The sequence below is a fragment of the Acetobacter nitrogenifigens DSM 23921 = NBRC 105050 genome, from assembly GCF_000429165.1.
Lineage (GTDB): Bacteria > Pseudomonadota > Alphaproteobacteria > Acetobacterales > Acetobacteraceae > Acetobacter > Acetobacter nitrogenifigens.
Genome location: NZ_AUBI01000011.1, coordinates 109762 through 133089 on the forward strand (window position 1 = coordinate 109762; position 23328 = coordinate 133089).

General features: G+C 59.1%; 14 protein-coding genes, 1 tRNA gene and 1 pseudogene. 8 read left to right on the plus strand and 8 right to left on the minus strand.

Features of this window, described 5'->3' with window-relative positions:
- The first annotated feature begins 72 nt into the window (after positions 1 to 72).
- From G442_RS0113115 to G442_RS0113130, 4 genes are read left to right on the plus strand one after another with little or no spacing between them, the layout of a single operon-like run.
- Complete coding sequence (locus G442_RS0113115) at positions 73 to 1389, plus strand: HlyD family efflux transporter periplasmic adaptor subunit (RefSeq protein ID WP_026398356.1); 1317 nt, start codon at positions 73 to 75, stop codon at positions 1387 to 1389.
- Complete coding sequence (locus G442_RS0113120) at positions 1386 to 3602, plus strand: peptidase domain-containing ABC transporter (protein WP_026398357.1); 2217 nt, start codon at positions 1386 to 1388, stop codon at positions 3600 to 3602. The genes G442_RS0113115 and G442_RS0113120 overlap by 4 nt, the downstream gene beginning before the upstream one ends.
- Before the next feature lie 48 nt (positions 3603 to 3650).
- Complete coding sequence (locus tag G442_RS0113125) at positions 3651 to 4787, plus strand: metallophosphoesterase family protein (protein ID WP_026398358.1); 1137 nt, start codon at positions 3651 to 3653, stop codon at positions 4785 to 4787.
- Positions 4784 to 7507 (plus strand): AAA family ATPase, encoded by a 2724-nt coding sequence (locus tag G442_RS0113130; protein WP_051292310.1) that lies wholly within the window; start codon positions 4784 to 4786, stop codon positions 7505 to 7507. The genes G442_RS0113125 and G442_RS0113130 overlap by 4 nt, the downstream gene beginning before the upstream one ends.
- Before the next feature lie 93 nt (positions 7508 to 7600).
- Here the strand turns inward: G442_RS0113130 and G442_RS0113135 are convergent, their stop codons facing one another.
- The 3 genes from G442_RS0113135 to G442_RS0113145 form a co-directional block, all read right to left on the minus strand.
- Positions 7601 to 9034 (minus strand): DHA2 family efflux MFS transporter permease subunit, encoded by a 1434-nt coding sequence (locus G442_RS0113135; RefSeq protein WP_026398360.1) that lies wholly within the window; start codon positions 9032 to 9034, stop codon positions 7601 to 7603.
- A 201-nt stretch (positions 9035 to 9235) separates the two neighbouring features.
- The gene (locus G442_RS0113140) at positions 9236 to 9673 is read right to left on the minus strand and encodes a MarR family winged helix-turn-helix transcriptional regulator (protein ID WP_026398361.1); all 438 of its coding nucleotides are present in this window, start codon (positions 9671 to 9673) and stop codon (positions 9236 to 9238) included.
- A gap of 286 nt (positions 9674 to 9959) precedes the next feature.
- Positions 9960 to 10727, minus strand: a complete 768-nt coding sequence (locus G442_RS0113145; RefSeq protein ID WP_026398362.1) for an SDR family NAD(P)-dependent oxidoreductase — start codon at positions 10725 to 10727, stop codon at positions 9960 to 9962.
- Positions 10728 to 10835: 108 nt separating this feature from the next.
- Between G442_RS0113145 and G442_RS0113150 the strand changes: the two genes are divergently transcribed.
- The gene (locus G442_RS0113150; protein WP_026398363.1) at positions 10836 to 11738 is read left to right on the plus strand and encodes a LysR family transcriptional regulator; all 903 of its coding nucleotides are present in this window, start codon (positions 10836 to 10838) and stop codon (positions 11736 to 11738) included.
- Between the two features lie 596 nt (positions 11739 to 12334).
- On the opposite strand, the gene G442_RS0113155 is transcribed toward G442_RS0113150, so the two are convergent.
- Positions 12335 to 12403, minus strand: a tRNA-OTHER gene (locus G442_RS0113155).
- 138 nt (positions 12404 to 12541) lie between these two features.
- Here G442_RS0113155 and G442_RS22275 point away from each other — a divergent pair.
- A complete protein-coding gene (locus G442_RS22275) occupies positions 12542 to 13972 on the plus strand; it encodes a site-specific integrase (RefSeq protein WP_035376617.1) in 1431 nt (476 codons plus the stop codon).
- A 440-nt stretch (positions 13973 to 14412) separates the two neighbouring features.
- Here the strand turns inward: G442_RS22275 and G442_RS0113170 are convergent, their stop codons facing one another.
- The 3 genes from G442_RS0113170 to G442_RS0113180 form a co-directional block, all read right to left on the minus strand.
- Positions 14413 to 16728, minus strand: a complete 2316-nt coding sequence (locus G442_RS0113170) for an nSTAND3 domain-containing NTPase (protein ID WP_211229146.1) — start codon at positions 16726 to 16728, stop codon at positions 14413 to 14415.
- A 95-nt stretch (positions 16729 to 16823) separates the two neighbouring features.
- Positions 16824 to 19298 carry an AAA family ATPase gene (locus G442_RS0113175; protein WP_026398365.1) on the minus strand — a complete coding sequence of 825 codons (2475 nt, stop codon included), beginning with the start codon at positions 19296 to 19298 and terminating at the stop codon, positions 16824 to 16826.
- Entirely contained in the window at positions 19291 to 19578 is a 288-nt protein-coding gene (locus G442_RS0113180) for a hypothetical protein (protein ID WP_026398366.1), read from the minus strand. The genes G442_RS0113175 and G442_RS0113180 overlap by 8 nt, the downstream gene beginning before the upstream one ends.
- A gap of 183 nt (positions 19579 to 19761) precedes the next feature.
- On the opposite strand from G442_RS0113180, the gene G442_RS0113185 reads away from it, so the two are divergent.
- Both G442_RS0113185 and G442_RS25135 read left to right on the plus strand, forming a co-directional pair.
- Positions 19762 to 20166: a helix-turn-helix domain-containing protein gene (locus tag G442_RS0113185; RefSeq protein WP_026398367.1), complete on the plus strand. Its 405-nt coding sequence runs from the start codon at positions 19762 to 19764 to the stop codon at positions 20164 to 20166.
- Positions 20167 to 20406: 240 nt separating this feature from the next.
- On the plus strand, positions 20407 to 21948 hold the full coding sequence (locus G442_RS25135) for a hypothetical protein (protein WP_146882473.1): 1542 nt from the start codon (positions 20407 to 20409) through the stop codon (positions 21946 to 21948).
- A 478-nt stretch (positions 21949 to 22426) separates the two neighbouring features.
- On the opposite strand, the pseudogene G442_RS22280 reads toward G442_RS25135, so the two are convergent.
- Positions 22427 to 23328, minus strand: a pseudogene (locus G442_RS22280) (IS701 family transposase); the annotation flags it as partial.

A 23328-nucleotide genomic window follows, 5' to 3' on the forward strand; every position in this document is an offset into this window, starting at 1 on the left:
TTTGTTTTTCGTTATTCTTTTGATGCGCCATTAGGGATCCTGTCGATCCGCATTGGGGAACCGCCCGCTCTCATGTCGTCTTTATATCGTCAGGAAGCGCTGGACGCTCGCAGGCAGGCCTGGCTCGGACGCGTGCAGGCCGCGCAACCCATTTCGATTCGGGTCGTGTGCTGGGTGACGTTGCTTCTTGTGGCGCTCACGGTCGTCTATGTCCGGTTCGGAGTTTATACCCGCCGCGTCCACGCGACCGGACTCATGCTTCCGCCCACAGGGCTGATCACGATCGACGCGTCCAGCGCAGGCGTCATCACTGAAAGACTGGCCGAAGAAGGGATGCGCGTCACGCACGGACAGAAACTGTTCGTCGTCGATCTGGACGCAAAAACTTCCAGCGGACGCACGCAGGAGCAGATTCTCGCCGAATTGCGCCGCCAGCGCGCATTGCTGGTGAAGCAGAAAGACATCCGGACGGACGACGCGCCGGTCGAGAAGCAGGCTCTGGTGAACCAGATTCGCAATCTTCAGCAACAGCACACGCTGATTGGCCAGCAACTCGCCAACGATGCGAAAGTGCTTCCGGTCGTCGAAGCCGCGGTCAACCGGATGCGGGCGGCGGAGACGGCTCACCTCGTGACTGAAACGCAGTTCCAGAGCCAGCTTTACACGTACGCGCAACTGCTTGGGACGCACGCGCAGTTTCTGCAAAACTTCACCGACGCCGAAGGCAAGATCGCCGACAATACGTCGAAACTGATCCGATATGATCGGACGACGGCGCACGATATCAACGATCTCGATCGCCAGATCGCGCAGATCGACCAACAGATCGACGAGAGCGAAGGCCATCGGGAGAACGTCGTCGTCGCGCCCGAGGATGGTATTCTGACCGCGATCCGCGCGAATCTGGGCGAACAGGTCAACGCGGGAGCGCCGCTGGTGACGTTGCTGCCGACCGGCCGCTCTCTGGACGCCGAACTGTATGTCACCAGCGCGTCCATAGGCTTTTTGCATGAAGGGGAGCGGGTGCTTCTCCGCTACGCCGCCTTCCCGTACCAACGCTTTGGCCTGCACAAGGGAACCGTGACCGAGATCACGCGGGCGCCGGTTTCAGCCTCAAGCCCGTCGCAGGCGCAAAGCCAGACGGCGGGGCAGGCCGACGCCGCCAAAAACCAGAAGAGCGATGGCTCATCCAGTGTCTATCGTATTCGTGTACGTCCGGACGAACCCTATATCGTAGCGTACGGCAAGCAGAAGCAACTTGAGGCCGGGATGGAGGTGGAGGCCGATATCGCTATCGACTCTCGTCCCCTGTACCGGTGGATATTCGACCCGGTCATCAGCATGCGTGACAGCATGAGCGCCATCAGCGGGGGGCTCGCCGAACGATGAGCGACGCGTTCGATTCCCTTCAGTTTGGCTTCGGCAAGTCGACGCCGGTCATCCTGCAGGTAGAGGCTGCGGAGTGCGGCCTGGCTTGTCTGGCCATGATCATGGGTTATCACGGGCATCCCATCGACCTCGCCACGTTGCGGCGGCGCTACTCGGTCTCGATCAAGGGCGTCACGTTGCGCAGTCTGGTGCAGGTGGCCGATATGTCCGGTTTCTCGACGCGGGCGGTGCGTCTGGAAATGGACGATCTTCGTAATCTTCGCCTGCCCTGCGTGCTGCATTGGGGCATGAATCACTTTGTCGTCCTGACGGCGATCAAGGGCGACCAGATCACGATCAACGACCCGGCCGTCGGGCGGCGAACGTTGCCACTGGACGCCGTGTCGCGCGAATTTACCGGCGTCGCGCTCGAAGTTACTCCGAACGAAACGTTCGAGCGCAAGGACGAGCGCGAAACCATCCGTCTGCGCGATCTGTTTCGCCATGTCGGCGGCCTGCGCGGCGCGCTGACGGGGTTGTTCATGCTCTCGATGGGGCTGGAGGTAATTTCGCTGATCACGCCGATGATCTCGCAGGTCGTGATCGACGAAGTCATCGTTACGTCAGATTACGACCTGCTCAAGACGATCGCGTTCGGTCTGGGCCTGCTGCTGCTGTTGCAGATGTTTATTGGCTCCGTGCGGACATGGGCTGTCACGCTGCTCGGAACGCGCGTGGGGCTCGACTGGAACACCAGCCTGTTCGATCACCTGACCCGCCTGCCGCTCGATTATTTCGGCAAGCGTCATGTGGGAGACATCCTGTCGCGGTTCGGCTCTCTTGGGACCATCCAGCAGACGCTGACTACCGACATGGTGCAGACCGTCATGGACGGGATCATGGCGATCGGCATGGGAATCATGCTGTTCCTCTACGGCGGCTGGCTGGGGCTGGTCGCCTGCGTCGCGACCGTGCTCGACATCATTCTGCGACTGGTCACCTACCGTATCTACCGGGAGGCGTCGGAAGAGCAGATCGTCGTCAACGCGCGGCAACAGACCCATTTCATCGAGACCCTGCGCGGCATCGCCAGCGTGAAGCTGCTGGGGCTCAGGGAGCGGCGGCGCAGCACGTGGCTCAATCTGGTCATCGAGAGCATCAACATCCGGTTGCGCCTGCAACGGTTCGATCTGATCTATGGGCGGCTTGGCGATTTCATCTTCGGCGCCGATCGGCTCATCATGATGGTGCTGGGCGCGCGGGCGGTGATGACTGGCTCCATGTCGGTCGGCATGCTCGTCGCGTTCCTTTCTTATAAAGACCAGTTCGCGAGCCGCATCGGCGCCCTGATCAATACGGGCTTCAAGTTGCGTATGCTCAATATCCAGAGCGATCGCCTGGCCGATATCGTCATGACCGACCCGGAACCGCTGGCCCATTTCGAACCGGAACTGGCGCCCGGCGCCGGATCTCTGGTCTGCCGTGGCATGTCGGCGCGATACGCGACGCACGAGCCCTGGATATTCCGTGGCGTCGATCTCGATGTGCCAGCGGGCATGAGCGTCGCCATCGTCGGGCCTTCGGGTTGCGGCAAGACGACGATGCTGAAGGCGATGATGGGGCTGCTCAAGCTTGACGAAGGTTCGCTGTTCCTCGACGGAACCGACGTCGCGGCCCTGACGCTGGAAGGATACAGACGCCGCATCGCGGGCGTCCTGCAGGACGACGGGCTGTTCTCGGGCTCCATCGCCGACAATATCTGCGGTTTTTCGGAGCACCCCGATCAGGAGCTGATGTTGCACTGTGCGGCGCAGGCTGCGATTCTGGACGACATCAAACGGATGCCGATGGGTTTCGAGACGCTGGTCGGCGATATGGGCGGCGCATTGTCGGGCGGCCAGAAGCAGCGCGTCATTCTCGCCCGCGCGCTCTACACCCGGCCGCACATCCTGTTTCTCGATGAGGCGACCAGCCATCTTGACGAGCATACCGAATCGATCGTGGCGGACAGCCTTCGCCGTCTGAACGTCACGCGCGTCATGGTCGCCCATCGCCCGGCGACTATCGCGCACGCAGACTATATCTATTATCTTCAGCCGGGTGGGTCGCTTGTGCTCAAAAAGGCGCCGGATGTTCAGTCGGCGCCGAAACCCGTCGCGGCCCCCATGGCGGCGACGATTGGTTACGGCGGCCCGTCCCAATACGGAGGGAACTGGACGCTCCCCTCCGCCTAGCGACGTCAGGCGCACGGCGTCGCGTCCGCGTGAAAGGAGCGCGCCACAGTGCGTTTTGTGCATAGTTCGGACTGGCAGATCGGCAAGACGTTCGCGTTCGCCGGAGACGAGGCGCTGCAGGCGCTGCAGGCGGAGCGGCTGGAGGTCATTCTCAGGCTCGGGCGCCTCGCCCGCAAGGAAGGCGCCGCCACCATTCTTGTCGCTGGCGACGTGTATGATCACGAAAGCCCGTCGGACCGGACGCTGCGCCAGCCGCTCGAGCGGATGCGTCAATTCCCCGACATCCAGTGGCGGCTGATCCCCGGCAACCATGACGCGCATCTGCCGAACGGCGTATGGAGTCGCGTCCTGAAGGCCGGGTTGCCCGATAACGTCACGGCGCATCTCGAGCCCGTTCCGACGCCTATGAACGCTGGGGAAACTGCGTGGCTGCTGCCGGGCGTGCTGACGCGACGCCACACCATGACCGACACGACGGCATGGATGGACGGCGCGGCGACGCCCGAAGGCGCGATGCGGATCGGGCTCGCCCACGGTTCCGTGAGAGGTTTCAGCTCTGACCCGTCGCAGCAGACCAATCCCGTGGCGCCGGATCGGCCGGACAAGGCCGGGCTTTCCTATCTTGCGCTTGGGGACTGGCACGGTTTCAACCGGATCGGACCGCGTTGCGCCTATTCCGGCTCTCCTGAGTGCGACCGCTTTGACACGGGCGGCGCGGGTGGGGGCGAGTCCCTGCTCGTTACGGTCGACGCTCCCAGGGCTCCGCCGGAGATTACGCGCCACGTCACCGGCCGCTTTCTGTGGCGTGAGGTTTCGGCGACGCTGAGTTCCCTTGAGGATGTGCGGGCTTTGGAAAATCGCCTGCGCGCCATAGATCCCGACGAACCGAGCCGCGTTCTGGCGCGTCTGAAGGCGGACGGCGTCCTGCCGCTGTCGGCGATGGCCGTGTTCGAAGAGAGCATTCTGGGCGCCGTGGCTTCAGCGTTACTGCTGCTGCGCGTCGATCAGACGCCTGAGACGACGGCTACCGAGGCCGATCTCGGCGTGTTCGAAGGCGCTGGCGCGATCAGCGAAGCGGCGGCGCGGCTTACGGCGCTTGCGGCGTCCGGGGGCCCGGACCAGAAACACGCGTTGCCGGCGTTGCGACGGCTCGCGGCGTTGTGGCGGCAGGAGAGCGGCGCGTGAGCGGCATGATTCTCACGGCGCTTGAGGTCGAGCAGTTTCGCCGCTTTTCGACACGCCACCGTCTGGATGGGCTGGGGCCGGGGCTGAACGTCCTCGCGGCGCCGAATGAATCCGGCAAGTCGACCATGCTGGCGGCGCTGAGGGGGCTGTTCACGGTCCGGCATGGTTCGAAGGCGCAGATGGTCAAGGATTTCGCGCCTTATGACGGAGGCTCGCCACTGGTCAGCGCAGAGTTTTCGCTTGATGGCGCGTCCTTGCGTATGGAGAAGCGCTTTCTCGGGCGCAGCTATGCACGTCTGCTGGAAGGGGGCCGCACGCTTGAGGGCGACGACGCCGAGAACCGTCTGCAGGCGCTGATCGAACCGGATGTCAGTAAACGCGGCGAGGCCGGGGTCATGCTCGGGGCGCTTTGGGTCGCCCAGGGGGAAAGTTTTTCACAACCGACGCTTTCCGACGCCAACAAGCTGACGTTACGCGATTACCTTGGCGCCGATCTTGGCGACGCTGTCGGTGGTGCGGATGCGGCGCGGGTTTTGAAAAGAATAGCCGTCGATCTGGGTGAATTGCTTGACGGTCGTGGAAAGCCCAAAGGACGTTTCTTAGCCGCCATTGATGGGGAAGCCGTGGCTGAAGCCCGTCTTGTCGAGTTGAACGCCAAGCGGGCCACATTGGCCGAGGATATTGCGACGCTGGAGCAGACGCGCCGCGAGTTGGTCGTGGCGAGCGACGCGGGGCGGCGGGAAGCCGAGCGGGCGGAACTGGCGGCGGCGCAGGCTGCGAAAGAGGAACTGGGGCGTTTTGACCGGCGGCGAGCCGAGACGGCGCTTGCCGCTGGAGAGGCTGAGCGACTGACGCTGGGGCTGCGTGAGGAACGAAAACGCAGGGCGGACCGTCGCGCTCGCCTCATGTCTCTCACCCGTGATTCCGAGCGGGCGCGGGAGGCGACGGAGGCGGCGACGCTGCGGCGTGGACGCGCGGATGCGGAACTGGCCAGAAAGCGCACAGCGCTGATCGAAGCGGAAAAGGTCGTGGCGCTGACGACGGCGCGCGTGAAGGTCGCCGACCGCGGCGTCGAAAGGTTACGCGTTCTGGGCGAACGCGCCATGGCGCTCCGCCAGCTTGCTCGACTGGAAGACGCCTTGCGCCGACAGGAGGCTGCACGCGGGGCGCTGGAAGCGATCCGGGTCGATGACGCCGCTCAACGCAGGGCGGAGACCGCCGAGCGCGCGCGCGCCGCCGCCGCCGCCGCGTTGATGGCGCAGGCGACCGGGCTTGAGATCGCGCTGGAGGCTGGCGCGCTGGATCGCGTGACGCTGAACGGCGCGCCGATGGGAAGCGGTCGTCACGACCTGCTTGAACCGGCGGAGCTCAGGATCGAAGGCGTGGGTGTGTTCCGCATCCTGCCTGCGGCGCGCGAGATGACGGCGGGCATGGAGGCGCTGCGCCGAGCAGAGGCGGAACTGTCGGCGGCGCTGGGCGCCGTGGATTGCCGCGATATGCACCAGCTTCACGCGGAAGCGGAAAGACGTCGGCAAGCGCAGGCGACCCTTGCGTCCGCGCGCGCGACGCTCGATGCGGTGCTTTCGGATGGCGGTGGAAAGGGCAAAGCGAACGCCGAAGGGACGCTCTCCGCCTTGCGCCAACGCATCGCGGTCTGTGATGCTGAACTGGAGCGTCTGCACGCCCAATCGGCCAACGCAGTGGCCGACGCTTCCAATATCGGCCGTGAACCGGATGCTCCGGAGATTCAGGCGGCGCGCCTCGCCCTGGATGATGCGCAGCAGGCTCATCTGCGCGCCGAGCAGGCGGTCGCGGCTGCGCGTAACGACATGCTGGAGCCCGATGGCGCGCAGCGTCTGGCCGAAAGCGTGCTGGCCGAGACGCAGACGGAGCTGCGCCTGATCCTGGAGCAGTGCGAACGGCTGCGCGTCGAGGAAGAGGCGGCGCAGGCGCAGGAACCGGACGAGGCTCTGGCCACGCGGCTGGATGTGGCGGAACGCGCGCTCGATCAGGCGGAGCGCGCCGCCGCGCGGGTGGAACAGGAAAGGCCAGAGTCGAACGAGGCTCAACTCGACGCCAGAATTCACAGGTTGAACGTGCAGATCGAAGGCGGTCGAGAACGACTGTCGCAGTTGCAGCAGGAGTGCGCGGCTGGCGAGGCCCGCGTGCAGGCGGCGGAGGGGCTGGGACTGGATGAGGGGATCGCCGCCACCGAGCGCGAGGTGTCCCGGTGTCGCGGCGCAAAGGAAGCATGCGAACGGGAGGTCGCGATTCTGACCCTGTTGCGCCGTACCTTGCAGGAAGTAGAGCAGGAGACGGTAGAGAGATACCTCGCGCCGCTGACCGGCGCGATACAACCTTCTCTGGACATGCTTTTTCCGCGTTCGCGCGTGCAGGTGAACACGAAGTTCGAGCTGACCGGCGTCAGCCGCTGGCGCGAGGACGAACCGCTGGAGTTTCTGTCGGACGGCACGCGCGAGCAGATCGCCGTGCTGGTTCGGCTGGGTCTCGCGGAACTGCTGCGCGCGCGCGGTCGTCCGGCGGCGCTGGTTCTGGACGATGCGCTGGTGTTCTCCGATGCGGGTCGATTGTCGACGATGTTCGATATTTTGGCTGAAGCGTCAGAGCGAATGCAGATCATCGTCATGACGTGTCGCGCGGAGGCGTTCGCTGCGTTGCCCGGGCGACGGCTGCGGTTGCAGGCGGTCTCGGGCGGCTGACGCCGCTGTTCGAGGTCGCATGTTTGGGGGTGAATCGAACGGCGCCTCGGGCGCATGCGCGACGTTGGTTCGCATCGCCTGTCTGTGACGGATTCAGGTGTGCGTCGCGCGGTTTTTCTCTCCGTCGGAGCGTGTCACATCCACGACGTCGCCAACACGCAGCGGCAATCGTAGCGCGGCCAGGAACGTGAGGGCCTGAAAACCGCAAAGCAATACGAAGGCTCCGGTAAAGGCGCTTGAAAGCGCATGATCCGTGCCGCCCTGTCCCAGTTTCCATGACAGGAATGACGCGCAAAGCGTCGTCATCGTGGGGCCGCCCAGACGTTGCACGATGTTGGCGGAGGTCGTCGCCATGGGCAGGTCCTGTTTCCGGACCGAGGCGTAGGCGGCGGTCACCGACGGCAAGCCGATCGCCCCCATGCCCATTCCGCGAACGAATAGGGCCGGCAGAAGAACAAAAAGACTGAGCCCTCGGGACGAAAGATACAGAAGCGGCAAAGTGGCTGCTAGCGTCAGTAGCGCGCCTCCGGAGGACACGCGGCGGACGCCGAACCTGTCCACCAGCGCTCCGACCAACGGGACGGTGGCCATCATGCCAAGCCCGAGCGGCGCCAGCATCCATCCCATCTCGCCGGACGTTCGGCCGCACGCCTGAATCAGAAACGCCGGAATGAGCATCTGGCCAGCGAACATGGCGCCGTTTGACAGGAATTGCGTTGTGGTGGCCGTTGCAAAAACTTTTCCTCTAAAAAGGCGAAGGTCGATCAGTGCGTCGTCGCCTTTTCGTCTGGCGCTCCGGATGAATGCCGCCATCATCAGGACGCCGGCGGCAAGACTGGCGCAGCCTGTCGTCTGGTTCGTACGCTCCATGCCATAGAGAAACAGCGCCAGCCCGGGAGAAAGCAGCGCCAGACCCGCCCAGTCCAGCTTTCGCCTTGCCGACGCAGTGTGGCTTTCGGGCAGGATCAAAAACGCCAGCATGATAGCGAGCGCCCCAATGGGAAGGTTGACAAGAAAAAGCCAGCGCCATGAAGCATGTTGCAGGATTGATCCCGCGATCACCGGGCCAAGGACGGGCGCCAGCAACACCGGCAGCATTGCGTAGCCCGCTACGCGCGCCATGTGCCTGCCCGCAGCCTGTGCGACCATCATCTGCGCCATAGGCGCCAGCAAACCGCCGCTGAGACCCTGTAGCGCGCGGAATCCGATCAGTGAAGGCGCGGACCAGGCGAGACCGCAGAACACCGAGGATAAAGTGAACGACGCAAGGCACCAGAGATAGAGCCTCTTCGCGCCCACACGGTCCACCAGCCAGCCGTTCAACGGCAAGGCCAGCGTGAGCGCCAGGAGGTAGCCGCTTGTGACCCACTGGATCGTCGAGAGCCCGACGCCGAGATCGGTCGCCAGATTTGAAAGGGAAACGTTAACGATCGTCGCATCAAGTTGTGAGAGCAGGGCGCCGAACAGCGCAACCGCACAAATTCTCCAGGCTGATGGATCAAGCCGGTCATCGTCCAGGGCAGTCATTGCGAGAGAGTTTTCGTCGGTGAACAGGCGTACGCTGCGTGGCTGCGTTCACGGTATGAGCGCACGGAATCGACGGGGCGTCGGCACGTGGGGCGGAGGCAATTCATATGCAGCCGGATGCGAATTTTGTTGAGTGCATAGGCGTCCATTCATTTGTTCGGCTGCAGATTCTGGCGCAGGTTGACGCGTTCGAAGCCTGTTTCAGGACTCTCCGATCCGCCTGATGAGCGGGATCGCAGCTGCAAGAGCCTGTAACTCTTCAGCGTCGAGATTTGAGGCCGCCGCCGTCAGCCAGTCACGTTTGGCGATTTGACGGCGGCGTCTGTCCTCAACCCCTTTCTCGGTCAGGACGAACAGAACCTGCCGCCCGTCCGTAGGGTGCGGTTGGCGACGGATCATGCCCTCATGCTCAAGGCTCGCGAGGATGCTTCCCATCGATTGAGGCTTCATCGATTCAGCCCGCGCAAGTTCGGCTGTCGTCATGGGACCGCCGTGTTCGATGCGGGCGAGGGCGCTGATTTGCGACAGATTCAATGCGCTCGGATTGGCCTCGGAGCGCAGTCGGCGCAACAGCTGCCCGATCGCAAGAGTGAGATCGCTGACGATTGTTTCCAGCGAAGAATCGGTGGAGCAGTTCATAATGGGCATAATGGCATTTAGAAGGTAAACTTGCAAGATAAACTGATAATCATGCCTTTAAATGTGAAATGCGATGATTCGTTTGATGGCGCTGGAGCGTCTGGCGCGCCGGCCTCGATCACCTGCGGTCGGAGTTGGCATAGACACGACAGAATTCAGTTGATCTCTGGTAATTTTGTATTTCGGCGTTTCCGCTAGGTAACGGAAACGACGGCGCGTGAAACGCGTGTGCAGTTCGCTAGGCGGGGAGGAGAACCCTTCCTCGTCACTATGGACCAGTCGCTCCCTAAATCATCTGGCCACCGGAAATCTCGATGCGTTGCGCGTTGACCCATCGGTTATCTTCCGTCAGCAGTGCGGCCACGGCTGGGCCGATATCGTCGGGGACGCCAACGCGGCCAAGCGCGGTCGTATTGGCGACGAAGTCATTGATCTGCCTGTTGTCTCGCACCGAGCCGCCGGCGAAGTCGGTTTCGATCGCTCCGGGGGCGATGGTGTTCACTGCGATGCCACGCGCGCCGAGTTCCTTGGCCAGATAACGTGTCAGCACCTCGACCGCGCCTTTCATGGCGGCGTACGCGGCGTAGCCCGGCAGGGAGAAGCGCGTCAGTCCGGTGGACAGGTTCACGATCCGTCCGCCATCGGCCAGAAGCGGCAAAAGCGTCTGGGTCAGGAAGAATACGCCTTTGAAGTGAACGTTCAGCAGGCGGTCGAAATCAGCTTCCGTCGTTTTTTCGAACGGGGCGTGAATGCCGATGCCGGCATTGTTGACGAGGAAATCGAAACTGGCGCGACCCCAGTTTGTCGAGAGCGCTTGCTCGAGTTCTGCGGCGAATGCTGCGAAACCGGCGGTATTGGCGTTGTCGAGGGGAAACATCGCCGCCTTGCGCCCAAGCGCCGTAATGGCGGTCGCTGTGGCTTCCGCTTCCGCCTTGTTGCTGTGATAGACGCCGATCACGTCTACACCCTTGTGCGCGAGCGCAAGCGCCGTGCTGCGCCCGAGGCCACGGCTGGCGCCCGTCACCAGTGCGATTTTTTGCCCGGTGGTTGTCATTCGCTTTCTCTTTCGATGTCTGGTTTCTTTTGACTTTTTCGGAGTATCGCTTTTTATTTTACAGATAATCAGACAATATTCGGTATCACTATCCGAAAGTGGCGAATAATGGATCGTATCGACGCCATGCGGCTGTTCACGCGTGTTCTGGAGCGCGGGAGCTTCGTCCGAGCGGCCGAGGACCTTAGGCTGCCAGCCTCGACGGCGACCGATGCCGTCAAGCAGCTTGAGGCGCGGCTTGGGGTGCGGCTGCTTCAGCGTACGACGCGTCAGGTGCGCGCGACGCTCGACGGGGAGGCGTATTACCGGCGCTGCCTCACAATCCTTGATGATATTGAAGAGGCTGAAAGCGCGTTCAGAGGCGCGCGGCCGCGCGGTCTGCTTCGTGTAGGCGTTCAGGGCGCGCAGGCGCGCCGCTTGATCGTGCCGACCCTCCAGCGTTTCTTCCGCGAATATCCTGATATGGAATTGTACCTTGGCGAGACGGACCGTTTCGTAGATCTCGTGCGCGAGGGCGTGGATTGCGTGTTGCGTACAGGAGAGTTGAAGGAGAGCGATCTCGCCGCCAGACGCATCGCACTGCTGCCCGAAGTGACCGTCGCGTCGCCGCGTTATCTGGAGCGTTTCGGCGTTCCCTCAAGGTGGGACATGCTGGACGGCCATCAGATGATCGGCTTCCGCTCGTCCGCGATTGGCGGCGTTCTTCCGCTTGAGTTCATGGTGGATGGCGCCCGCAAAACGGTGACGCTGTCATCCGTCCTGACAGTAAATGGAGCCGACACATATCGGGCCGCCGCAATGGAAGGCCTCGGTCTGATTCAGATTCCCCGTTATGCCGCAGAAAAAAATCTGACCGAAGGCGTGTTCGTGGAATGCCTTCCCGAAACGCCGCCGTCATCCACGCCAGTCTATGCGATATATCCGCGCAGCCGTCAGTTGAACCTCAGGGTTCGCGTTTTCATCGACTGGGTTGCCGCTGAATATGGCAGGCAGCTCGCTCCCGACGACTGATCGAGAAAAGCGTGGGACGCGCCGCCTGTCTTGAAACATTGTAAGGGCCATGTCCGACGGCGGTTATAACCGGAGGCAAGAGCCTCCGCATTCCGGTGAAGAATCAGCCTGCGTGGCGAGTCAGATTCGGCGTTCGGAATCCCGATGTTACCGATCCGATCTCACGTCGTCCCATAAAGTTGAGCCGATTGCGGCACAATATCATTCAGCCCGTGGCGAATGTGCTTGGAATCCTCTGCCTGCCTGCTTATCGGTGCGAGCAATACGACTGACGACCATAGCCCTCGTGCCATCGGGAAGGGACCGGATGATGGGTTCGGGCTGCGTTTCCTCGTGCCGCCGTCCTTCATGCGTGGCCCGGCTCCAGCTCTCTGGCGTCCTGGCCATGAGAGGCTGACATTGGGGCTGCGTGTACCGGCGTCGCATAGGCTGCGGTTAATGCATTTGATGCGTTGAGAGTTGTCGCGCGCGACTGGCCAACCGGAGATTGGTCTGTGGGCATATTCTTCACGAAACTGCGTGATAATCGCGTGTGGCGCGAAAAGATAAACGGCGATGTGCGTTTATCTAAAAGCCCGATTTTCTTTGAGAGAAACTGGAGCGGGCGATGGGATTCGAACCCACGACCCCAACCTTGGCAAGGGTGAGAATAGCCTACGCCCCACTTCGCCATGGCACGATATATTCCTATATTGCAGATACTTACGTGTTGAATACCTACTCTGCTCACGCTAGAATTACCCCAGATTTTGCCCGTCGGTGGTAGCCCGGTGGTAGCCACAAGCAGCCCGTCGGAGTGTAGAATGGCCACGCGAAAGAGCATCCTGCTGACCAAGGAAACGGTTGACGCAGCTAAGCCGAACGGTAAGCGCTACGTGGTGTGGGATAGCGACCTGGCCGGGTTCGGCCTCCGAGTCGGAATGAGCGGTGAGAAAACGTTCGTTGTCAAATATCGGGCTGGCGGGGGTGGAGCTGAGGCCGAACAGCGATGGCTGACCATCGGACGATATGGCGCCCTCACGGCTTTCGAGGCTCGCAAATTGGCAAAGGCCAAGCTTGGAGCCGTCGCTGCTGGTGCTGACCCAGCGGCAGAACTGAAAGCCAAGCGCAGTGAAATGCTCGTCTCCGAGTTGGTCGACCTCTATGAGAAAGAAGGATGCGTGGTCCAGCGCGGCAAGCGGCAGGGCGAGGCTATGAAGCCCCGCACAAAAGCGTACACAATCGCGCGCCTTCGACACCACGTCGTCCCGCTTCTCGGAAGACGAAAAGCGCCGAGTGTCAACGCCGGCGACATCGAGCGGCTGGTATCTGATATTACTGCTGGCAAAACCGCCCGCGACGAAAAGATCGGTCCGCGCAAGCGCATCATCGTACGTGGGGGCGCGGGGGCCGCGCGGAAGGTCGTCCGCGACTTATCGGCTGTTTTCAGCTTCGCACGTCGGCGCGAGATTGTGACGCAGAACCCATGCGACACTGCTGCTGTCAGAAAGACAGACAATGAAAACAAACGATTCCTTACCCTTGAGGAAGTGACGCGGCTCGGTAGCGCCCTCGACGAACTTGAGGCAGAGGGGGTAAACCCCAAGGCGGTTAATATTGCACGTCTATGGGCTCTCACCGGCTGTAGACGCGACGAGATTGCCGGTCTGAAATGGTCTGAGGCCAATCTTGTGGACGGGCTTCTTGAACTTGATGACACCAAGACCGGCATGTCTGTCCGTCCCTTGGGAGCGGCAGCAATTGCCCTCTTAAAAAGCCTTGAAAGGGTGATTGACAGCGATTTTGTTTTTCCTGCCGAGCGCGGAAGAGGCCATTATCAGGGCACCAAGACCGTTTGGACCCGCGCGATCAAGAAAGCCAACCTCCCCGGCGTAACTCCTCATACGTTGCGGCACACCATGGGATCGACCGCGATATCTACAGGAGAAGCGGTTGCATTAACGGGCGCCATCCTGGGGCACAACAATCCCAGATCGACAGCCATTTATGCCCACGTGCAGGCCGATCCTTCGCGAAAGGCTGCGAACCGGGTCAGCAAAATGATCGCTGATGCACTCGCCGGCAAACCAGCGTCGAACAGACGGTCTGGCGCGTCTCCGGCGAGACTCGACGCGGACCAGGAGCTACTCCGGGCCTTGACGGAGCGGCTGGCGGAGGCAGACAATTTTGCGAGTCAACTGCAAAAGGCGATTGCAGAACTCGCACCAGACCAGAACGGGCCTCGTCGGTCATAACACGGACTTCAAACGCCCGACGAGCTCGCTTTCCTCGCGCACATCGACTGCCTGATCCAGCTTCAGCCCGGCCGCCGCCATAACTGACCCTGGGACGAGGACGCGACTGGCGGCGCGGTCGTTCGCACGCCCATCATTCCCCAGGCACCGCAGTGATCGACGGAGAGACCTTGCCGCGCCGACGGCTTTCGACTGGCGTTCCCGCAGCACCTTTGCGGGGCAAGCAGTAAGTCGGTTATCGGGGAGGAGTGATCGAAAGCTGCCATTCGCAGTGCTCACGTTTATGATGATTAACGACCAGATTGAGACGTTCGTTACTGGCTGCACGAACGTTGTAGTCTCACAAGAGCAGTCATTCGGGCTGCTTCCGGCCGCTGGGCAGGAGTTGCCGAAGTTGCGGATGTTATACGCCTGTATCCGATCGTCCCATCTGGTGATCGTCACTTATCGACATCGTCGAAGATCGAGCGCTTCGTAGCCGCAAGTTCCGGCGGTGACGGCTCTTCTTTGTTCTGCGTGACGATATAGGTCCAGTCCGTGTCGTCTTCGTTATCTTCGTCGCGCTCCCGCTTGCGTTCTTCAAGTCCGTCGACCGCCCGATTCACCTGATCCCGCGCGTCGCCGACCAAGCCAACCGCATCGTCATCCAGCTCGACGCCCATTTCCTCGATGCGCTCGAGCGCATCGAGCAATTTCTTAAAGTGGCTGTCGGGCTCTTCATCCAGATCGGCATCTGCGGCGATCTCGTCGATCTTCTCTTCAAGAGCGGGCAGAAGATTGGTTCGCAGCGCCAAGCCTAATCCGACGAGACGAAGCGGCGATATGAGTGCGAGCATCCCCCTCTCGGCAAAGAAGGACATATCGAGGTCTGAGAGCGCTGCGGATTCGAGGCTCCTTGCGGCCTCGCGCCGCAAATCTTCCGGGAGTAGACCGAATTGATGGGCGCGGCCGTAGGTATGAAACCGAGGGTCATTGGCGAGGGGATCGGACTGCCAGCAGTAGCGCCTGAGTAGCTCCGGGAACTGTCCGATTAGTTTGGCGAAAACCGCGTCGTTCGCCCTGTAGGACAGGAAGTGAAACAGCATCCAATTTCGATGGTTTTCGTCCGGCGTGTGGCTGAGACGCGCTACCAGCGCTTCGTCCAGCGTGGACGGAATCACCAAGGCATCCCGAATGAGCGGCGATCCCTCGCAGGTGAAGCTGCCGAGGATCGTATCAATTGGTGCGCCGCGGATCAGTGCGGCCATCATATGAGGTTTTTGCCGCAAAACCTCTGTCAGAGCATCCGAGATGGTCGGATGCGCGAAGGTCCATTTGGTGCCGGATAGCTTGAGAAAGGATCCCTTCAATTCGGCGAAGCAATCTTGGATCTTGGCTAGGGTGAAACCGGTCAAGTCCGAAACCGCCTGCGCTGCCGCCGCATCATGATCGCTGGGATCGAAGCCGGCTTGATGGACGTAGATGAGATAGAGCGCGGCCCGGAGTTGCTCGTCCAGTGCGCTGACCGTGTCGATAAGGTGCTCGGTCGGCTCCTCCATGAAGCGGACGAGCGAACTTTCGCGCGGCGTCAGTCCCTTGGTAAAGTTCGGGTCGCCAAGCCGCTCAGCGATTCCGGGCAAGAACTCTTCGACGGCGGCAACGGCGGCTAGATGCGGCTTGACGTTCGAACGCCAGCTTTGGCTCTGCTCGCCGAAATTGATGTGGTTGTAAAGGATTTGTGCCTTCTCTTCGAAGGTAAGTTCACCGACGTCGACCACGGCGCTGCCATCAGCGAATTGCGCTAGATTACGCTGCCCCAGTCGGCGCCGAGCTGCTTCGTAAATATGCTTGCGCGATGTCAGCAGGAAGCGGTTGCCGTGCTTGATTGCTGCGCGCAGCTTCGAAAACGCCGACGCCCAATCCTGTACGTAATCGTCGCGCAGCACGTTCGAGCCAAAAGCGTCATCAATCCAAAAGAATCGCCCGGGATCGTTGGGATTCCAGCCAGCCTCGAAATCGCGTGGACTGGTCAGCGCCAACACGGTGTTGTCGGGATTTTCCGAAGCGATCGTTGAAACGATCGCACCGATCGCCGATTTGCCGCTCGCAGGATTGCCGAGCAGAAGCACCACGCCGTGGTCCGAGATGGCGTTGACGGCGTCGCGATGCGCCTGAGTTGGAACATAGGTACGAAGTTTCGGAATCCAGCTATCGAGCAGCGCGCGGCTCTGCTCGCTAAGCCGTTCATCGACGATCGCTGTCAAATCCCCTAGACCGTAAACCTGCGGGACGAGGGCGCGCAGGCGTGCGCTACTCTTGATGACCCGAACGATGTATTGGCGGCCCAGGATATGCGGCTTGCGAACGCCGAACTCGCGCAGTTTGGCGCGCATGGCGGCCGCAACCGGCGCATCCACGCTCATGTTGGTCATGAAGATGTATGTGTCTGCCTGGCCGCCTTTAACGAGTTCCTCGACATTACCGATTTCAGCGGAGAGGTCGCTGAGCTTCAACGCTTTGCCGGCGTCCGAAGTGTGCTTGCACTGGATCGTGCCGATGAGCTGCTCGCCATTTGGCGAGGGTATGAGAAAGACCGCATCCTGACCGCCGTCCTGCGCTTCTCGGAATATTTCGACGGGGCGCCCTAGGACCACTTCGCAGACTTGCGAGCAAAGGTCCTGAAAGGCGCGCCAACCGATCGTGTGAAGCGCGAGATCGCTCCAGGGGCCCTGCGCGCTACGTGGATCTCGTTCCGTAGTTTCAATTTGACTGTGCACAGTTCTCACACCCTCACCTTGCCCCCGATGAAGAAATAGGTCGGCATTCCTCGGTTTTTCCTCATCAATAGCACAGCGCTTCAACCTTGCTTTCCTCACACGACAAGCGGTTTGAACTCGAATTGTGTCTCGCATTTATTGTGAGCGCAGACCGGCTTGCTAAGGCCGAAAGGCCTCTGATACTTCGTTCGGCCACACACGCATTCGAATTGACCGCGGAATGCTTTGAATTCGCCCCAGCGTGTCTTCTCGTCGCCGATCGAGCCATCGCCATAGGGCGCGTCCTGGAAGTGGCTGCCGAAATTCTCGATGTCGCCCTTCACCAAGCTGGTGATGAATCGGTTGTTGACCCCGGGCACGTCGGCTGGCGTCAATTTGATATCGCTGAGGAAGCCGCCGATCGCCGAGGCCAATTCGGATCGCTCGTAGGAATAGGCCTTCTCGAGTTGACGGATGCGGACGTTGACGCCAAAGCCGCGAGCGATGCCGAGCAGCCATTCCTCCTCGGCCTGACGCATCTCGTTGGCAGCGGATTCGCCCTTGTCCCAGCGATCGGCGATCATCTCGTCTGTCACCTTATGGTCGGCGAAGCGCGGGCCGTATGCCGGGTCTAGCCCGATGATGCGCGTGAACTGCCAGTCCTTCGCGGCGAGCTGATCCTTCAAGTGATTGAAGAACCGCTCGTCATGGGTGACGAGGATGATCTGGCAGTCGGTGAACATCTTGGCGAGTAGCGCGCCGATCGCGCGGCGATGGTCGGCGTCATAGGAGGTAACGACATCGTCGAGCGCGATCACCGGGGCGGCTCTGTTGAACTTCTTGATCGCCGCGAGGCGCAGCGCCAGCGCCACCGAGTGAATCTGGGAGTCGCTCAGATAGCCGCCGGGCGCAACGCCCTGACGATTGTCGGCGAAGTCGATGACCAGCTGCATGCGCTGCTGATTGGTATCGTCCTCCCTGGGCAGCTCGAGCCGGATCGGCCTGGCCTTGTCGCCCTGGATTTCCTTGTAGATGTCGTTCATCGGCGCCTGGAGGGTGTCGAGCAGCGACTGAATCTTCTCGCGAATCTTGCCCGAGACGAGTGTGGCCTGGGTGCCGAGAGACTCGTGCAGCGCGGTGAGTTCCTCGGTCGTCCGTGTCGCCAGCGCTACATCCGTCTGGAGCTTCACCAGTCGGTCGATGCTCGCCTTTGCCTTCACCCAGGTATGTTCGCCCTGCTTGTCCTCGATGTCGGCGATATCCTGGTCGAGACCGGCGAGGCGCGCCTCCAGCTCGGCGGTGATCGCGGCGGACGCAGGGGCGGCGGCGGCCGGCCATGCGGCAACCCCGGCCTGATACTCGATGAGTGCTGCCCTGAAGTCGTCGGGATCATCTTCGAACAGATGATCGATCATCGCTGGAAGCCGCGCGATCAGCCGGTTATGCGCCTTGATAGTGGCTTTGTCGGCGTCGTCCAGCGCGGTCTTGGCGTCGTTGTAGCTTTGCAGATCGTCGAGGTGGGTCTTCAGAAGATCGCGGATCGCGGGGACGCTTCCGGCAGCGGTATCGCCGATCGCCGTCGCGCAGACCGGACATTTGTCCGGAGCCGCAGCATCGTCGGCAAACAGTTTCTCGGCTTCCTTCCACACCGACCGGAAGACCGTGTCCGCCGCTTTGTCGCGCTCGTCGGCTTCGGTGACCATGGCATCGGCCAGAACCGCCAGCGCTTCGTCGAAGGCGGCAATGGCACCCGAATATTCGGGGTCGCCGCCGTCCTCGGGCACAATCTTCTGCCACAGCGCGATAACCGAGTTGCGGACCTGTCGCAGACCGGCGAGGCCGACGCTCTTCTCCTCGGCCGCGACGCGTTTGCCGATATCGACATAGCCGGCGTCTGCGGCATCGAGCGCCGCCATCGTCAATGCGGGATCGAGTGGCGCAATGACGTTTGTGTTGACGAAGTCGAGCACAGCCGCGTCGTCCCACGCCTGGACGGCCTGGGCGGTCTCGGTGCGTAGCTGCCCGGCGAGACGAACCTGCTCAGTCGTGCTCTCGGCAGCGGCCTTGACGTCGCGGCGCAGCAGCCGGAGATTCTTCTGGACCTCGACCAGCGGCGAGAGCTGCAGCCAGCTCACCACGTCGCTGTAGCGGGTCTCCGCCTTCTGCTCTTCGACGAAAGTCCGCAGCGTATAACCGCGGATGATCGGCGCGACGACGAACCCGGCTTTCATTGCGGTGGCTGCTGCATGGATCGGGCGTGGATTGCCCAGCGCCGTGCGGCTTCCCGCAGTGGTGGCCTTGCCGGTGATGGTCGTGAACTTGACCACCGGCGCGATCCCTGCCGCCTGCGCGCCATTATGGACCAGCGCGGACGGGCCGGCCTGGTTATTGAGCGCACGCTGCCCGAGCCGATCGAGCGTGCCATGTTCGGAGAAGAGGAATTCGAGCGCGTCGATGACACTCGACTTGCCGAGACCATTGGGCGCGAAAATCGCGAGGCTCGGCTTCTTGCTGAAATCGAAGGTCTTAGGCTGAAGATAGGCGCGAAAGCCTTCGAGCGTCAGCGAGTGAAACAGCGTCGGATCAGCCATCGGCCGCTTCCTCGGCCGTGGCCGCGCGCTCAGCGGCCAGCGTCAGGATCGCCGCCTTGGCATTCGCAATGACATTTTCGTGCGGCATAACGGTCAACAGATGATCCGTCAGGATCGCGGCCAAATCGGCATCGACATCATCGGAGGCGTTGAGCGCAGCAGCGACCCCGGTCAGAAACGCGTCTGGCGTTTCCAACACATCCGTTTCCTGCCCGGCAAGGGCCGCGATCATTTCGGACGCCACCGCCTCCTCTGGTGCTGCTGTCTCGTCCTCGTCCACCAATTCCCCCTCCAGCTCACCCGCGAATTAAGCAAGAAAGCACCGTACCGCCCCTCCGCCCTAGTGGGAAGACTAGCTAATTTGGGGCGGAGCGAAAGCGATAGTCTCCGCACCAATCCGATCAGCTAACTAGTGTCCTGATCGAGAAGTTTATATGATTATCCTGATGGCAGGGGCAATCGAATGGGACGCACGGCGGTTGCGATCGAACTGACGGCATTGGAGCGTCAGGAACTGGAATCTCTGGCAAGGGCGCGCAAGACGGGCCAGGCGCTTGCGCGGGGAGCCCGTATTGTCCTTGCCGCAGCCGATGGGCATGAGAACAAAGCGATCCGTGACCTGACGGGGGCGGACATCAACACGGTTGGCAAGTGGCGCCGGCGTTTTGCGACGGACCGTCTGGACGGGCTTTACGATGAACCCCGGCCGGGGACGCCGCGTTCGATCGGCGACGAGGAGATCGCACAGACGATCGGCATGACCCCGGAAGAAACACCGCGCGATGCCACGCATTGGTCGCTGCGCTCAATGGCGCAGGCGGGGGGGGAAGCGGAAGGTCACCAATTGGGCAGCATAATCAGTCGCTAGACATTCACGTAAATGGCCGGAGACACAACCTTACATTGTTATAACAGAACACTTACCGGCAATGATTAAAGTCCGAAAATTGTCATTAATTCAGAAATGTCAGCAATTATCATCAACAGTTAGGTTGTTGCTTCATTTAGTAGACAGATATAGGCTGGTCGGGAGAATGACTTGTGTGCAAATTCAGCCAATCATATATTGTTCTTATAAATATTGATTGATAGGAATAAAAGAAACGTGATGAACGAAATAAAAATACTAAATAGATCTGATTCAATCAGCCTATTAGAGGCAGAAATTGAAAAAAATAAAAACTTTATTAAAGATGAAATGTCAAAATATGAAAAAAAATCTCTATTCCATGTTTGGAGCGAAACCATTAGAGGAGTGGAGGAGTTAATTAACGTCGCAAAATTTGGTATACACGATGATAATTTAAAAAAAATGTTTCTTGATATTAGAATAGACGAAAAATATGTACGTAACCCAACAATAGTATTTATCACTATAAATAGATATATTTCTCCTTTGTTCGGAGCAAATACCGCTAATAGAATAAATAAAATAATAATACAAATTGCGGCCATAAAAAAATCGTTTGATCAACACCATCTTTCACATTATAGACCTGTTTTTAAATTAGAAAAAATAGGGGATGTTGTAGACTATCTACAGTCTAGACGTCGCCACTACCTAGCTTTGTTGTATATGATACCAGATATCTGTATAGGAAATGAAACTCCAGATGAGCAGTGTATTCTTGTAGATTTTACAACCCTAGTTGAATTATATGGGATGTCTATCACAAGCTCCTATTTGAATCTTGTAATGTCTGATATTTATCATGATTTCCAAATAGAAATTATAGATAATGTATTTAAATCAAACCACTGGATTGAAACATTAGATGTGGATTTCTCTGATCCAGAGCGCATTTCCATTATAGCTATGGAAGATTTGCGCGCTGATCAGATAGCGAGACCTGAAATGGAAGCAGCGCCCGCTAAGGCTATTTTTTCTGCGCCTGAATTAAGGAATTTTGTAAAAAAAATTACCGCAACATATGACGCATTTAATTTAAAAGATTCTTATTTTTTAGAAATACATAATATTATATTAGAATTGTCTCATTACATGAAGGACAACTATTACATAGAGATAAAAAAAGAGGATATTTTAAAAATTTTCTCAAAACAACATCATATAAAAGCAACCGATCTCATGGATATGTTCGTGTCCAAAAACAATAATGAATATGAAAATAGCATCAATGAGTTTAGGCCTTTTATTGATATAGAAGGAGTGTTGTTCTCAACCGAAAATATGATCATAAGGTTTTTGTATAACTTCAAAAATAAACATCTTGAAAGTAGAAAAAGGTATCAAATACACTCAGGGTTTATATTTGAAGACATTGTGAAGAAGAAATTAAAGGATATGGGATTTGATATAACAGATATTAAACGAATAAATAGAAAAGAATTTGATGTTGTTTCTGTTAAAGACAACAAAATATATAATTTTCAATGCAAAAACAATTTTATAAATATCAACAAGATATCTGAAAATAGGAAATTATATGTAAGGTATAATAAAAGACTTGTATCGTATTACATAAAGTCCCTAAAAAAAGAGAAAGGCAGAGAGGGCTTATTGAAAAATAAAATTGGAATTTCTGATATAAATCACTTTATTATAACAAGGTTTCCGGTCATTTCTGAAAATGAAAGTATTATAAATTATAATGAATTAGATCATAAAATGGGTCCTAAGGATAGGTGAGCATCTGATTATTATATTAACCGTTTTATTTTCAAGTCACTCATCTACCGTGCTTGGCGAGCTCGGAAAAATTATTGCTTATGGAGAGGGCAATGGTCGTCCAATCCTGATCCGTCGGCGATGTAAGTGCCGTATGCCCAGCGTAAAAGTCTGCTTTATATATGTCCTCAGCAAGAGCTTTATGGCAGGCACGAGGCGGGATCAGAAAACCGGGAAACGCACAGTCCTCATGCTCTAGAACCAGCCGCACTGCGCGGGCACGAACTTCAGGGGAAAACTTCTTCACAGAATTCCCCATCAAACCTTCTTCTCAGGAGGAAAGGTCTCGGCCAATCCCGGCGCGGTTCATTGAAAAAGAGCGGATCAGATTGAGTTGTTAAAATTTTCTAGCATTACTTTGACATTTTCTGTGATGAGGGCAGGACTGAGCGTCCTGCCGCAGTGAGGGCACTGCCGGCATGGTGGTCGGAGGATGCGATCAAGAATGGCCTGACGGATCGCTGGCAGACTGGGCTGAGGCGGCGGACCCGTGATGGTTTTTTTCCGCCCTGCTGCCTTGAGGCGACAGGATTGGAGAAAAGCATAGGCCATCATGCCGAGCAGAGCATGCCGATGCAGCCCGATCCACGATCGCCCCTCGAAGTGATCGAGGCCGAGTTCCTCCTTGAGTTGCTGATGGGCCTGCTCGCAGACCCATCGTGCCTTGATCGCCCGGGCGAGGTCCTTGAGCGGCGTATCGGCCGGTAGATTGGACAGATAATATTTCCGTTCGCCGGTGCTTCGCCGCTCCCCGACTAGCCACGCTTCCTCGCCCGGCATGTGCTGTGCCCCAAGCCTGCCGATACGCTGGGGCGGTCCGTCCGCAATGCGGATCCGCACTGCGGCGAACCTGGCGGCCAGGCCGGTCTTGGTACCACGTCGCCAGCTCATCCGTCGCCATGTGGCGGTCTCCAGCGCCGCCTCGGCCTTGACCGAGGGCTGATCGGGCACATGACGGATGCGTGGTCGACCGCGCATAATCTCGGGAAAGATTAGTTGGACATCGTGCGGGTAGACTTTCTGGTGACGCGGAATGCCGACGGCCCAATACAGACCCCGCGCGCTCAAAGCCTGGCGGAACGATGCCGACAGGCCATAGCCGGCATCGGCCAGCACGCAGCCGAACCGTATACCTGCCGCTCTCAGCCGGTCGATTTCCGCGATCGCAATCTCGGGCTTGCTCCTGGCGGTCTGATATTCTTCGGGTATGCGCGCCCGGGTCATACGCGTCGGGTCAGCGATCCAGCTGTCCGGCAGGAACAGCCGCAGGCCTACCATGACCGGTACCTCGTGCGCCGCCAGGGTCAGGGAGACCATGGTCTGGCAATTGGCATTCTTGCC